We start from the raw sequence: 14,070 nt of genomic DNA, 5'->3' as shown, positions 1-14,070 counted from the left end.
ACTCAGCAGTGAAACGATGCATCGCCGATGGTAGTGTGGGGTTTCCCCATGTGAGAGTAGGTCATCGTCAAGATTCAAACCCAAAGCCCCTGTCTGCAATGCAGACAGGGGCTTTGTCTTTTCTGGGTAGTTGTATCGGTCAGAACTGATAGCTGACCGTGGCGCTCAAATTGCGTTCCTCACCCATGTAGCAGTAGTTCAGGCTGGCACATGAGGTGATGTAGCTTTCATTGGTAAGGTTGTTGGCGTTAAGGCGCACATCCACGCCCCTGAGCCCAACCTTGCTCAGGTCATAGCCGAGCGAAGCGTCTAACACAGTGTAGGAAGGCACCTTCATGCTGTTTTCCGCATCTACCCAGCTGTAGCCCACATACCGCACGCCACCGCCCAGCCTCAGGCCATCCAGAGGCCCTTGGTGGAAGTTGTAGTCAGCCCAAAGCGAGAACATCTGTTTCGGTGCCTGGGTTGGCGAATTGCCCTTGTTGTCCAGGCTGGCCGACGTCAGGCTCGGCATCGACCGGGAATATTCGATATCGGTGAAGGTGTAGCCGCCTAGCAGTTTGAGGCTGTCGGTCACCTGCACATGTGCCTCCAGCTCCAGCCCTTGGGAACGTACTTCACCTACCGGGCGATAGAAATTTTCGTCAGGCTGCTTCGAAGCCAGGTTTTCCTGCTCGATGCGGAACACCGATGCGGTGAACAGGTTGTCGCTGCCCGGAGGCTGATACTTGATGCCGGCTTCCCATTGAGTGCCTTCGGTCGGTGCCAGGGGGCGGCCTTCCTGGTCGGACACGGTATTGGGATTGAACGACTCCGAGTAGCTGACATAGGGCGCAATGCCGTTCTCGAACAGGTAGAGCACCCCGGCCCGAGTAGTAAATTTGGTGCGTTGATCGTTGACCTTGGTGTCGCTGTCGCGATTCTCCTCGGACACCTTCACCCAGTCCTGACGAAGCCCCAAGGAGAAGCGCCACTGGTCCAGCTCCACCAGATCCTGCAGATACGCACCTGTTTGCTGCAAGCGCCGCTGGTAGCGGTTTTCGCCCAGGACCTCAAGGTTGCCATTGCCATACTGCGGGTTAGCTGCGTCCAGCGGGTCGACCGTGCCATAACGCCATGCGACGTCGGCTTTGCGCCGCTGGTAGTCGGCGCCCAGCAGCAGGGTATGTTTGGCAGCTCCAGTGAAGAATTCCGCCTGCAGCATATTGTCGATGATGTACGAATGCAGGCGCTCGTCGCCGCCGGTATAGGCGCGGTTGAGGATGTTGCTGTCGGCATCCGTCCAGCCGGCTGAGTACACCTGGTCCATGGAGACGTCGGAATCCTGGTAACGGAAGTTCTGCCGCGCGGTGAACACATCATTGAAGCGGTGCTCGAACTGGTAGCTGAACGACTGCTGGGTACGTTCGTAATTGTCGATGCCCGGCTCGCCCTCGAAGAAGTGGTCTGACAAGCGCAAGCCGTTGCGTTTGTGCAGCATGCCGTCTGCAGGGTTACCGCCATGGTACCCGCCGTTAGGGTCGTGCTGGAGGTAAGCCTGCAATGTGAGCGAGGTGTCTTCGGTAAAGTCGACGCTGATGGCCGGGGCGATGGTGTAGCGTTCTTCCTTGTTGTGGTCGAACTGGGTATCGGATGCATCCGCCAGGCCTGTCAGGCGATAAGCAATGCGCTTGTCATCATCTACAGGGCCACTGAAATCGAAACCCATGCCACGCTGGCCTTGGGTGCCAACCGTGGCCTGAACCTGATGGTAGGGAGTAAACAGCGGCTTCTTGGTGGTCAGGGCGACCAGGCCCCCCGGCGAGCTTCGCCCATACAGTACCGAAGATGGGCCCTTGAGAATGTCGATGCGCTCCAGGAAGTACGGGTCTACCTGCATGGTGCTGTAGGTGCCGTTGTCGCCCATCGACTTGAGGCCATCGACGTAGATGTTATCCACAGAGCCGTCGTTGAAGCCGCGCATCGCGACATAGTCATAGCGATGGGTGGCACCGTAAGGATTGGTCATCACCCCAGGCGTGTAGCGCATGGCCTGGGCAACGGTCTGTGAGCCCTGGTCGTCCATCTGCTGGCGAGTAATGACCGAGACGGATTGGGACGTCTCCACCAACGGTGTGCTCGTCTTGGTCGCCACTTGGCTGTGCGTGGCGTTGTAACCCTCCATGCTGCCGAGCGCATTACCGAGGGTGAAGCCACGGATATCGGTGTCCGGCAATGACAGGGCGGTGTCCTGGGGCTGTACCTGCAGCACATAGCTACGTCCATCCTGGCTGACGGCTTCCAGGCCGCTGCCATTGAGCATTTGGCGCAGTGCTTGATCGGTAGCGTACTGCCCCTGAAGGCCGTCAGACCGCAGGCCATCTGTGAGCTGAGGTGTACTCGACAGGGTTATGCCGGCCTGGCGGGCAAACTGATTGAGAACGTCGGCCAGTTGACCGGCCGGGATTGCATAGTGATGACTCACTTGAGCTGTTGCAGCCGCTGCGCAAAGTTGCGGAGCAAATGCCAAGCCCAATGCAGTACCAAACAGAGCCGCCCGGACAGCGTGGCGCAAGCGTTCTGATTGCAGGACAGGTCGATAATCATTCAAGTTGGAAGTGTCGGTTACCACCGGGTTGATAGGCATGCAGGGTCCGTTGAAGAGTTGAGGGCAGAAGGTGTCGCTTACTGTCCTAGCCGGACCGCGATTGAAAACCCGCCATAAATCAACAAGGCGTTGTCAGGTCATGCTCTCTACACGTACCCACCAGCGTGTACGGTGACGAAGCCTAACGGGCAGTGTCTGTGGCAGCAGCTGGAGCAAACGTTCCGGATCTTCGAGGCGGAACACCCCCGACAGGCGCAGATCGGCGATCTCGTCGCTGCAGCCCAGGTAACCATGGCGATAACGGCTGACCTGCGCGAGGAAGTCGGACAGGCGCATGTCCTGGGTAACGATCAGCCCTTCAGTCCAGGCCATCGCATCCATGTTCAGGTGCGCGAGCGGGTGCGCCCCCTCAGCATCCAGCCGCCAGTTCTGGCCGCTTTCAATCCACAGCAATTGACCATTGCCAGGTCGGTGGATCGCCACTTTGCCGTGGCTGACGCTGACACGTGTGCAGTCGTTGTCCTGATAGGCTACAAAGCGTCCTTCGAACCCTTCCAGCAGCGCATCGCGAGTTTGTACCAGTACGGGATGCCGGGCGTTGCAGGTAATCATCAGCTCCCCCTGCTTCAGGCGGACCATACGCTGCTGCTCATTGAAGGCCAGGTCCACAGCACTGCGGGTATTGAGTTGCAGCAGTGAGCCACCAGGCAAGGTAAAGACGCGTCGCTCACCGGTGCCGGTGGCATAGTCCGACGCCCACGCACTGATGGCATCGAGGTCCTTGGCCAGCCATGCCGCCGACCCAGCCATGACAACGCCGCCAAGCAGCTTCAGCGCTTGCCGGCGGTGCAGGCGCTGCTGGCTGGTTTCCAGGGTCTGCAACGCCAGCCCTGCACCCGGGATCGAGCGCAGGTCAAGGTCCTGATGCAGGTGCACTACCCGTTGCCAGGCTTGCTCATGTTCGTGGTGGGCACTGCGCCATTGCGCGCACTGTTGCTGCAAGGTCGGCTCATGCCCGCTCTCACGCAGACGCAGCATCCACTGGATGGCCTGCTTGACCGCTTTTGCATCAGGGCGTGCGGCACTCATTGGCTCAACACTCGTCTTCGTAGCGCAGCACATAGCAATGGTAGAGCGCATCAGCGATGTAACGCTCCACCGTACGCACTGAGATCCCCATCTGCTCGGCAATGGCCTGATGCTTCAGCCCCTCGCATTGGGCCAGGAGGAAGGCGCGACGTACCTTGGGTTTGAGGCCGTCGAGCATGCGCGCAATACGTTCAAGCAACTCCAGCAGCAGCTCGCGGGTTTCGGCTGATGGAGACTGTGCTTCCGGCACATGGGCCAATGCCTCCAGGTAGGCCCGGTGCAGCTCCTCGCGGCGCCAGTGATCGATGATCAGCCCACGGGCTACCGTGCGCAAGAAGGCCCTAGGGGTGTTTAGCTGCAGGTGTTCGCGGCGTTGCAGCAAGCGGACGAAGGTGTCATGGGCCAGGTCTGCGGCATCGGCGGCATTGCCCAGCTTGCTGCGTAGCCAGGCGTGTAACCAACCGTGGTGGTCACTGTAGAGCGTTTGCACGGAGTCATTGCTGGGCATAGGGGGAGGGTGCTGGCATCAATGGACATGAATGATAATTAGTCTCATTGTTGGCGCGGCGAGCTGAATTTGCAACCCATCTGCTCGCCCCGCACATAAGGCCAGTTACGGGCTAACGCCCTCGCTGGGTATCAAGATAGTTGCGGATCACCAAAGCCCCGCTATTGAGGTGCCGTTCCAGCACCGCTACCGCCTCGTCCACCAGCTTGTCGCTGGCGGCATCTACCAGTGCGTTGTGATCGTCCTGGGTCAGCTTGCCCAAGCCCATGGATGAAAGATGAAAACGCAGGAAGCGTTCTTCTTCGTTCAGTTCGTCCTCGATCAGTCGCAACAGCTTCCTGTTCGACGCCTTGCTGTACAACGTCATATGGAGCAAGCGATTCAGTCGGCCGATTTCGGCGTGGCGGGTTTCGTTCTCCAGTTGCTGGATATAGCCACGTGCGCTGGCGATGTCGCTGGCATCCAGCAGCGGGATAGACTGGCGCAGCGCTTCGCTCTCCAGCAGAACACGCAGGGCATAGGTATCCACCGCATCCTCGCCGATCAGCGGCGCAACCACCGCACCTTTGTGCATCTCCACTTTCAGCAGCGATTGCGCTTCAAGCTGGCGCAGGGCTTCGCGCACGGGCATGCGGCTGACACCAAACAAGGTGGCGAGCTCTTGTTGTCGCACGGCGGTGCCAGGGGGCAGGCGGCCATCGAGGATGGCGCTACGCAGGCGTTCTTCGATCACGGCACGGGCCTGGTGCGGCGACAGCTGCTCGCTGACCAGCACATTGCTCAATTTGATTTTTTCGGCCACGCGACGTCTGCCTCAACGATGACTAAAGTTGGATCCAATGACACTAGTAACAGCTTGGGGGAGTTGTCAAACCAAGGCCCGGATTGGAACGGGCGCCCCAAAAGCGCGGCTATGGTGGATGAAGTCACGTGCCAAAGGAAGCAGGCTATAGAAGGATATAAACAGAAAGTGTAGGCGGGCTGACAGGCGGATGCATGATTGCAGGGTGCCATTGTTTTTTGCGGTAGCAAGCCGCACCATCGCTGCTTTCGACTGGCCTGAACAGGGCTTGGCAGTGGCGATATCCTGGATGTTCAAAACCGTTGTGCGACGTGTCGGCTTTGCCGCGCTGCTGGGCAGTCTGCTGCTGGGCGGCTTGCACGCGGATTGGGATTTCTCCCAGATCAGCCGCAAGTCGCAGGCCCTGTATGGCCCTCTGGGTGCCGGGCAGGGCCGTATCGATGCGTGGCAGAACCTGATGGCCACGCAGAAGCAGGGTACTGAGCTTGAGCGGCTGCAAGTGGTCAACCGTTTCTTCAACCAGCAATTGCGCTATGTAGAGGACATCGACCTGTGGCACGAGGTCGACTACTGGGCGACACCGGTGCAGGCACTGATCAAAGGTGCCGGGGACTGCGAGGACTACGCCATCGCCAAATATTTCAGCCTGCGGCGCATGGGTATACCCAGCGAAAAACTACGCATCACCTACGTCAAGGCGTTGCGGCAGAACCGGGCACACATGGTCCTGACTTATTATTCGAACCCACAGGCCCAGCCCTTGGTGCTCGATAGCCTGATGGATGCCATCAAGCCGGCAAGCCAACGTACCGACCTGCTGCCGGTTTACGCTTTCAATGGCGAAGGCTTGTGGCTGACGGGCGCAACAGGCAACAAGAAGGTCGGCGATACCAAGCGGCTGTCACGCTGGCAGGATTTGCTGAAGAAAATGCAGGCCGAAGGGTTCCCGGCCGAGCCGGTTTACTGAAGGAGCACAGATGTCACTGTTCAAACAATTGCTGTTGGCCATTTGCCTGTTCCTGGTAGTCGCCTTCAGTGGCAGTTTCATGGTCAGCCTGGAAAGCTCACGCAGCCAGTACGTCAACCAGCTGCGGTCGCACGCCCAGGATGCAGCGACCGCGCTGGCGTTATCGCTGACGCCGAATATCGACGACCCGGCGATGGTCGAGCTGATGGTCAGCTCGATCTTCGACAGTGGTTACTATGCGAGCATCAAGGTCGTCGATCTGGGCTCCAATGCCGTGCTGGTGGAGCGCCACGCGGAGCCGGACCCTGGCGGCGTACCAGCCTGGTTCGTGCACCTGATTGGCCTTGAGGCCGCTGGTGGCGACGCCATCGTCAGCCGTGGCTGGCAACAGGCCGCGCGGGTAGAGGTGATCAGCCACCCCATGTTTGCCATTGCCAAACTCTGGCAAAGCGCCTTGGGCAGCTTGGGCTGGTTGCTGCTGTGCGGAGCGGCCAGCGCCGTGCTCGGCGCCTTGCTGCTGCGCCGCCAGTTGCGGCCGCTGGACTATATGGTCGAGCAATCCCACGCCATTGCGCGTCGTGAATTCCTCAGCCTGCCTGAGTTGCCGCGCACACCGGAGCTGCGCCGTGTGGTGCAGGCGATGAACCAGATGGTCGAGAAGCTCAAGGCGCTGTTCACCGAGCAGGCCGAGCGCAGCGAACGACTGCGTGCAGAGTCCTACCAGGACAGCCTGACCGGGCTATCGAACCGCCGCTATTTCGAAATGCAGTTGAACACCCGGGTAAGCAACCTGGAGGACGCGCGCGCCGGCTACCTGCTGTTACTGCGTGTCCAAGGGCTGGCGGGGCTGAACGCACGCCTTGGCGGCCAGCGTACCGACCAGTTGTTGCAGGCCGTGGGTGAGCAGTTGCGCCGCACCTGTGCCAGCTTCCCGGAAACCAACGACCTGATTTCCCGCAGCCGCGGTGGCGAGTTTGCCGTGCTGGCGCCGGGCATGGTGCATGAAGAAGCGGTAAACCTTGCCCAGGCCTTGGAGGCAACGCTGCAGAGCCTGCACGAAACGGGCGCCAGTGATATCGACCCGGTGGCTTGTATTGGCCTCGCGCCGTTCAGCCCAGGCGATTCTCCACAGGCTTTGCTGAAGCTCGCCGATGAGGCTTTGGCCCGTGCCGAAAACCAGCCAACGCCAGGGTGGGTATGCCTTGAACAAGGCGTGGCTGCAGTTGCTGCCGATAGCCAGCACGCCTGGCACGAGCGGCTCGATCAGGCGTTCAACAATGGGCATTTCGAGCTGTTCTTCCAGCCGGTGGTGGATTGCACTTCGGTGCAACGGGTACTGCACCACAAGGTGATTTCACGCTTGCAGGATGGTCAGGGCGAGGCATTGCCGGCGGGCCGCTTCCTGCCCTGGCTGGAGCGCTTTGGCTGGATGCCGCGACTGGACGTGCTGGTGCTGGAGAAAGTGTTGACGCACCTGCGTGGGCATGACCAGGTGCTGGCGCTGAACCTGTCCGCCGCTACATTGGCCGATCCCAAGGCCCTGCACCGCATCTTTGAACTGCTGGGCCAGAATGCGGCGCTCGGCCCGCGGCTGGTTTTTGAAATCGGCGAGGAACAGTTGCCTGAGCAGGCAGCCTTGGAACAACTCACCCGGCGCCTGCACGGGTTGGGCTTCGGGCTAGCGTTGCAGCGCTTTGGCGGGCGCTTCAGCATGATCGGCAACCTGGCCCACCTGGGCCTGGCGTACCTGAAGATTGACGGTAGCTACATTCGCAACATCGACCATGAGCAGCACAAGCGGCTGTTCATCGAGGCGATCCAGCGTGCGGCGCACAGCATCGACCTGCCGCTGATTGCTGAGCGGGTCGAGACAGAAGGTGAGCGGCGGGTGTTGCAGGAGATGGGGGTAGGCGGCATTCAGGGGCAACTGGTAGGTGAACCTGCGCCCTGGCGCTGATCACACTTGGCCACCGACAACCCAGCAGATACGACGCTGCCCGTGGCACCAGCGCCGTACCTGTGGGAGCGGGTTTACCCGCGAACACGGGCGAAGCCCGTGCCATCCATCGCGTTGCCTGCTTCGCGGGTAAACCCGCTCCTACAGGTGTTGCGTTGACCCTGGGGCATTCATATCTCGTCTGTCAGCGCTCGCGCAGCGCCTCCGAACGCGCCTTCATGATCGGCTTGAGCAAGTAGCTCATGATGGTCTTCTTGCCGGTCATGATATCCACCGTCGCCACCATCCCCGGAATGATCAGCAGCGGCTTCTCGTCGGTTCCCAGGTGGCTGCGGTCGGTGCGCAGCTTGATCAGGTAGTAGGTGGTCTTTTTGTCTTCGTCGGTGATGGTGTCGGCGCCGATCTGCTCCAGCTTGGCCTTGAGCCCACCGTAGATGGTGTAGTCGTAGGCCGTGAACTTGACGGTTGCCTCCTGGCCAGGGTGCAGGAAGGCGATGTCCTTGGGCAGGATCTTCGCTTCGATGACCAGCGTGTCGTCCAGTGGTACCACCTCGATGATATCGCTGCCAGGCTGGATCACCCCACCAATGGTGTTGACCAGCATCTGCTTGACGATACCGCGTACAGGCGAAGTGACCATGGTGCGGTGCACCCGATCGTCCAGTGCCTTGCTGGTGGCCGTGGCCTTGTTCAGCTCGGTGCGTGCTTCGTTCAGCTGGGTCAGCGCTTCACTGCGGAATTTGCCTCGGGTTTCCTCGATCTTGCTTTGCACCTCGCGGATGGCCGCCTCGGCACGGGGGATGGCCAGCGCGGTGGAGTCCAGCTGCCCACGGTTCTCCACTTCGGCGCGGCGCAGGCGCAGCACTTCGACCTGGGAGATTGCGCCGGTTGCCACCAGCGGTTCGGACATGCCGATTTCTTTGCGCAGCAACTCAAGGCTGTTGGCGTACTGGGCGCGTTTGGAGCTGTACTCACGCAGCTCTTGCTGGCGCTGGACCAGCTGCTGCTGCAGGCCGCCAATTTCGTCCTGCAGTTGCTGGCGCCGGCTCTGGTACAGCGACTCTTCACTGGCTGCCTGGCTTGGTGCCGCTTTGCGCAGTTCTTCGTCAATCTTCAGCGGGCGGTCCTCTACCTCGGCACTCAGGCGTTCGACCCGCAGAGCCATGGACTGTCGGTCAGCTTCGGTTTCACCAACGTTGGAGGCGAAGCGGGTTTCATCCAGACGCAGCAATGGCTGGCCGACTTCAACGATTTGCCCTTCCTTGGCGAAGATTTCGGCGACGATACCGCCCTCCAGGTTCTGAATCTTCTGCACTTTGGAAGACGGAATGGCCTTGCCTTCGCCCCGCGTGACCTCGTCGATGGGGGCGACGCTGGCCCACACGATCAAGAACACGAAGAACAGGATCACGCCCCAGATGGTCAGCCGCACAACCCGCGGCGCATCTTCGATCAGGGCCTTGTTGACCTCTGGCAGCGGCTGCCCGCCCAGTGAATCGGAACCTTTGAAGTAGCGCCGCAGGCCATCCTTGAATTGCCCAATATCCAGCTTATGCAACACTGATCTGCCCCTTCTTCAGCGCATCCATGACCGCGGCTTTCGGGCCGTCGGCGACAATCTGCCCGCGATCGATCACGATCAGCCGGTCCACCAGCGACAGCAGGGAGGCGCGGTGCGTGACCAACAGCACCGTCTTGCCTTCCACCACCGCTTGCAGGCGCTGCTTGAGGCGCTCTTCGCCGGTGTTGTCCATGGCACTGGTGGGCTCGTCCAGCAACAGGATCTGCGGGTTGAGCAGCAGCGCACGGCCCAGGGCGACGTTCTGCCGCTGGCCGCCGGACAGGTTCTGCCCGCGCTCACCCACTTGCAGTTCGTAACCGTCCGGGTGCAAGCGGGCGAATTCATGCACACCTGCCAGCTCGGCGGCCTGCAGGATCAGCTCGTCCTCGATGTAGCGGGCACCGCTGACCAGGTTGTCGCGCAGGGTGCCGGCCAGCAGCTGGATGTCCTGCGGTACATAGCCGATGTTGTGGCGCAGTTCGCTGACGTCGATTTGGCGAATGTCCACGCCATCGACCAGCAGCGAGCCGCCATCGGCCTCATACAGACCGACGATGAGCTTGGCCAGCGAGCTCTTGCCCGAACCACTGCGCCCGATGATGCCGACCTTCTCGCCGGGGCGGATGGTCAGGTTGATGTTTTTCAGCGCCATGTTCTGCTGGTTCGGGTAGGTGAAATCGACCCCGCGGAACTCGACACTGCCCTGCAGTACCTTACGGCTCAGTGGGCGCTCCTCGAAGTTGCGCTCTTGCGGCAGTTCCATCATGTGGTCGGTGGCAACCATGGTTACCTTGGCCTGCTGGTAGCGGGCGAGCAAACCGTTGAGCTGGCCCAGCGGGCCGAGGGCACGGCCGCTGAGCATGTAGCACGCCACCAGGCCGCCCATGCTCAGGTTGCCGTCGATGATCAGGTACACGCCGACGCAGATCATCGCCACGCCAGCCAGCTGCTGGATCAGCAGGGTGATGTTCATCGCCAGGCTCGACAGCACCTTCACGCGCAGTTCCAGGCGGCTGAGGGTGCCGAGGGTCTGCTCCCACATGTACTGGCGTTCGCTTTCGGCGTTGTTGACCTTTACCGCATCCAGGCCGGCGAGGGTCTCGATCAGGCTGGACTGGCGCTCGGAGGCCAGGGCCATGGTCCGTTCCATGGTCGCCATCAGCGGCCGTTGCAAGGCATAGCCGATACCCAGGGCCAGCGGGAAGGCAATGATCGGGATCCACACCAAGTGCCCGCCAATGATGGCGATGACGATCAGGATAAGGACGGTGAACGGCAGGTCGATAAGGCTGGTCAGGGTCAGTGAGGCGAGGAAGTCGCGTAGGCCCTGGAACTCGTGAATGTTCTGGGCAAAGCTGCCGACCCTGGCCGGGCGGTATTTCATCGACATGCCGACGATGCGCTCGAACAGCGTCGCCGAGATGATCAGGTCGGTCTTCTTGCCGGCCAGGTCCAGGCACAAGCCGCGCAGGCCCTTGAGGATCAGGTCGAAGATGTAGGCGCCGGCGATACCGATGGCCAGCACCCAGAGCGTTGACGTTGCCTGGTTGGGCACTACACGGTCGTACACGTTCATCACGAACAGCGGCGCGGCCAGGGCGATCAGATTGATCACCAGGCTGGCGGCGATGGCGTCGATATACAGCCACTTGCTGCGCAGCAGGGTATCGCGGAACCACGACTTTGCCCGCGGGATGAGGTTGCCGTGGTTGACGTCGAACTTGTGCTGCGGCTGGGCAAAGAACACCCGGCCGCTATAGTCGCTTTGCAGGGCTTCGCGGCTTACATGCACCTCGCCGCCATCGCTCTCGCTGAGCAACAGGCGCGCGGTGTCTTCGTTCTCCCAGCCCAGCAGGACGGCACTGCGGCCTTCCTTTAGCAGCAGCATCGCAGGCATGGCGATGCTCGGGATCTGTTCCAGCTTGCGCTGCAACAGGCGCCCTTGCAGACCGGCCCGGGCGGCGGCGCGGGGCAGCAGCTCGGGGCTCAGGCGCTGGGCGGGTAGCGGCAGCCCGGTGGTCAGCATGACCCGACTGGCGGGTTTCTGGTGCAGGACACACAGGCTCAGCAGGCTATCCAGCAAGGGATCGTCATGCTGACTGCGTGGATCATGGTTGAGTTGGACTCGACTGACTTCAGATTCCACGCGGCGCTCTCTTCATCCTTGTGGTGGGTGGGGTGGCTGTGCCGGCATTAAGGTCGGGCCGGCTCGCCCTGGCGTTCAATGGTACTGCCAAGCGGTGTAGGTGAGGCCTACAAGGCCCTTTGGCTGAGCAGACGGCCAATGGTCGCCTCGAATCGATACTGAGTAAACAATTGTACGTCGTTCATTGCTACCAGGCTGCTCCTGAGCAAGGGTGTTTCATTTTTGATCCAGTGTGCATGCAGGCTGAAGCTTTTTCAGCAGCATAGACTGCCCGCGGGGCGAGTGAGAATTGCCGTCGGTGATCGATCTTTTTCGTCGTCAGTAAATGGGCGCTGATTTGTTGACGGTCTTATAGGTATCGATCGTTAAAATTCATCGGCGTAAGTCTGTTTGCACGCTCGGTTCTGGTTCAGAAATCGTCAATGGTTTGCCATCATCGCCGTGTGGTTATCTGCGCAATCGTTCTCTATCCCTTTGATCTGCGATGAAGTGTTGTTGCACGTCACGCGCTCAGCGGCTGGTGTTGGCTCGTGCGGCTATACAATCCCTGGTTTTGCGGGTTTTGATGCCCCTGCCCGTCGGGTTTAAGGCAAGGTTTGTGCTTGTCTAAACGCGGCAGCCCGGGAGCTTTTAAATTGACGTCTGCAGGCTTGACGGTTGCTGAGGCGGGATTGGCTGCAGCATGAATTACCGACTCAGGGTGTAATAAATGTTGCCGAAAATAGCGTTGAGCGCGCTTTCGATGATGTACGACATTTGTTCTGAATGAACCGTTGGCTAAGGTACAAATATCAATGTGACATTACATTGCCGATTGTTTAGGATGGCCTGTATAAGGTCAATAGTTTGGCATTTAAGTAATTCCAAATAGTTATAGACGAAAAATTGACGAAAAAAAGCGTCAAGAGATCATCGACATAGTTCCGCCTGAAGTGGCTGCGAGTGCCGCTCTGGCAGGGAAGTACCCATAGGGTCACACGGAGAGTCCAATGAGCAGCGTTGTAGCCATCGTCAAAAGCATTGTCGGCCAGGTTATTGCGGTATCCCCAGAGGGTATTCGCCGTGTGCTCATCGAAGGGGACCGCCTGTTGGCAGGTGAGGAAGTACTCACTGGCCCGGGTGGCGCAGTTACTCTTGAGCTGGCCGATGGCCGTCTGCTTGACCTTGGCCGTGACAGCCAGTGGAGTGCCGATGCGCCCAACAGCAGCACCGACCTGAGCCAGGCGACCGCACAGGCCGCACCGTCGGTGGAAGAACTGCAACAGGCGATCGCTGCAGGTGTCGACCCGACTACCGAGCTTGAGGCCACCGCAGCCGGCCCGTCCGCAGCGGGCGGCGGCGCGCTGGGCGGTGGTCACAGCTTTGTGATGCTGGAGGAAACCGCGGGCCGGGTAGACGCTACCGTCGGGTTCCCGACGCAAGGGCTGGGCTTTGCTGGCGCGCTCGATAGTGAAGAAGTTGGCTTGCTGGATACCACCAGCAACAACCAGGTGACTACGCCGACGACAGGCACCAACGTTGCTACCGACCTTATTCTTGGCGCCACTCCTTCCATCAGCGAAGCGGGTGGCGTAATCGTCTATACCGCTACGGTTGGCCAAGCGCCGACCACCAACCTGATCGTCACCCTGTCTAACGGTGCCGTTATCGTCATCCCGGCCGGGCAGACCAGCGGCAGCGTCAATGTCGTGGTTCCGGCAAATGACACGCCGTATATCGACGGTGGCCAGATCTCGGCAACTGTAACGGGTACCACCGGTGGCAACGGCCTGACGGTGACTGTGCCGCAAGCGCCGGCGGTTACCCAGGTTACCGATACCATCGACACCACCACTGCGACACTGACGGCGAATCCGTCGGTGACCGAGGGCGGTGTGATTACCTACACCGTGACCCTGAGCAACCCTGCCCAGACGCCGGTAACCGTTACTCTGTCCAATGGCCAGACCATCACCGTTGAGGCGGGCAAGACCCAGGGCAGCGTCGACTTCCAGACGCCGGCGAACGACGTCTACAACAACGGTTCGACTGTAAGCACAACCATAACCGGCGCTTCCGGTGGCAACTTCGAGCAGCTGACGCCGAATCCGACCCCGGCGCAGACCACGATCAACGATTCGGTCGACAACACCACTGCGACCCTGACCGCTTCGCCAAGCGTCACTGAAGGTGGCGTAATCACCTACACCGTGACCCTGAGCAACCCTGCCCAGACGCCAGTGACTGTGACCCTGTCCAACGGCCAGACCATCACTGTTGAAGCGGGCAAGACCCAAGGCAGCGTTGACTTCCAGACCCCGGCGAACGACGTCTACAACAACGGCTCGACCGTCAGCACAACTATTACTGGCGCTACCGGTGGTAACTTCGAACAGCTGACCCCGAATCCGACCCCGGCGCAGACCACGATCAACGATTCGGTCGACACCACCACTGCGACCCTGACCGCTTCG

General features: G+C 60.4%; 9 protein-coding genes. 3 read left to right on the top strand and 6 right to left on the bottom strand.

The genetic code is table 11. From position 1 onward, the window contains the following. Positions 1-139 precede the first annotated feature (139 nt). From AC07XM_RS30060 to AC07XM_RS30045, 4 genes are all read right to left on the bottom strand, one after another. Positions 140-2,554 carry a TonB-dependent siderophore receptor gene (locus tag AC07XM_RS30060; RefSeq protein WP_172455969.1) on the bottom strand — a complete coding sequence of 805 codons (2,415 nt, stop codon included), beginning with the start codon at positions 2,552-2,554 and terminating at the stop codon, positions 140-142. Between the two features lie 165 nt (positions 2,555-2,719). Then, positions 2,720-3,676 (bottom strand): FecR domain-containing protein, encoded by a 957-nt coding sequence (locus tag AC07XM_RS30055; protein WP_016484314.1) that lies wholly within the window; start codon positions 3,674-3,676, stop codon positions 2,720-2,722. A gap of 4 nt (positions 3,677-3,680) precedes the next feature. Further along, complete coding sequence (locus tag AC07XM_RS30050) at positions 3,681-4,184, bottom strand: sigma-70 family RNA polymerase sigma factor (RefSeq protein WP_016484315.1); 504 nt, start codon at positions 4,182-4,184, stop codon at positions 3,681-3,683. A 112-nt stretch (positions 4,185-4,296) separates the two neighbouring features. Continuing rightward, a complete protein-coding gene (locus AC07XM_RS30045) occupies positions 4,297-4,986 on the bottom strand; it encodes a GntR family transcriptional regulator (RefSeq protein WP_016484316.1) in 690 nt (229 codons plus the stop codon). Between the two features lie 205 nt (positions 4,987-5,191). Between AC07XM_RS30045 and lapG the strand changes: the two genes are divergently transcribed. Both lapG and lapD read left to right on the top strand, forming a co-directional pair. Next, entirely contained in the window at positions 5,192-5,953 is a 762-nt protein-coding gene (gene lapG / locus AC07XM_RS30040) for a cysteine protease LapG (RefSeq protein WP_172455968.1), read from the top strand. A 10-nt stretch (positions 5,954-5,963) separates the two neighbouring features. Further along, positions 5,964-7,910, top strand: coding sequence for a cyclic di-GMP receptor LapD (gene lapD, locus AC07XM_RS30035; RefSeq protein WP_060519916.1), 1,947 nt, complete (start codon positions 5,964-5,966; stop codon positions 7,908-7,910). 184 nt (positions 7,911-8,094) lie between these two features. Here the strand turns inward: lapD and AC07XM_RS30030 are convergent, their stop codons facing one another. Beyond that, complete coding sequence (locus tag AC07XM_RS30030; RefSeq protein WP_016484319.1) at positions 8,095-9,471, bottom strand: HlyD family type I secretion periplasmic adaptor subunit; 1,377 nt, start codon at positions 9,469-9,471, stop codon at positions 8,095-8,097. Further along, positions 9,461-11,617: a type I secretion system permease/ATPase gene (locus AC07XM_RS30025; RefSeq protein ID WP_016484320.1), complete on the bottom strand. Its 2,157-nt coding sequence runs from the start codon at positions 11,615-11,617 to the stop codon at positions 9,461-9,463. The genes AC07XM_RS30030 and AC07XM_RS30025 overlap by 11 nt, the downstream gene beginning before the upstream one ends. 989 nt (positions 11,618-12,606) lie before the next feature. Between AC07XM_RS30025 and AC07XM_RS30020 the strand changes: the two genes are divergently transcribed. Then, the coding region (locus AC07XM_RS30020) for a retention module-containing protein (RefSeq protein ID WP_495046072.1) at positions 12,607-14,070 on the top strand (1,464 nt) is incomplete at its 3' end.

The sequence above is a fragment of the Pseudomonas sp. GW460-LB5 genome (assembly GCF_059423245.1).
This window is presented reverse-complemented; position numbering and strand designations above follow the sequence as displayed.

What these genes read in the sequence shown, in the direction of transcription:
- lapD (WP_060519916.1), top strand. Translation starts at nt 5,964, where the DNA reads ATGTCACTGTTCAAACAATTGCTGTTGGCCATTTGCCTGTTCCTGGTA.
- AC07XM_RS30055 (WP_016484314.1), bottom strand. Translation starts at nt 3,676, where the DNA reads ATGAGTGCCGCACGCCCTGATGCAAAAGCGGTCAAGCAGGCCATCCAG.
- AC07XM_RS30050 (WP_016484315.1), bottom strand. Translation starts at nt 4,184, where the DNA reads ATGCCCAGCAATGACTCCGTGCAAACGCTCTACAGTGACCACCACGGT.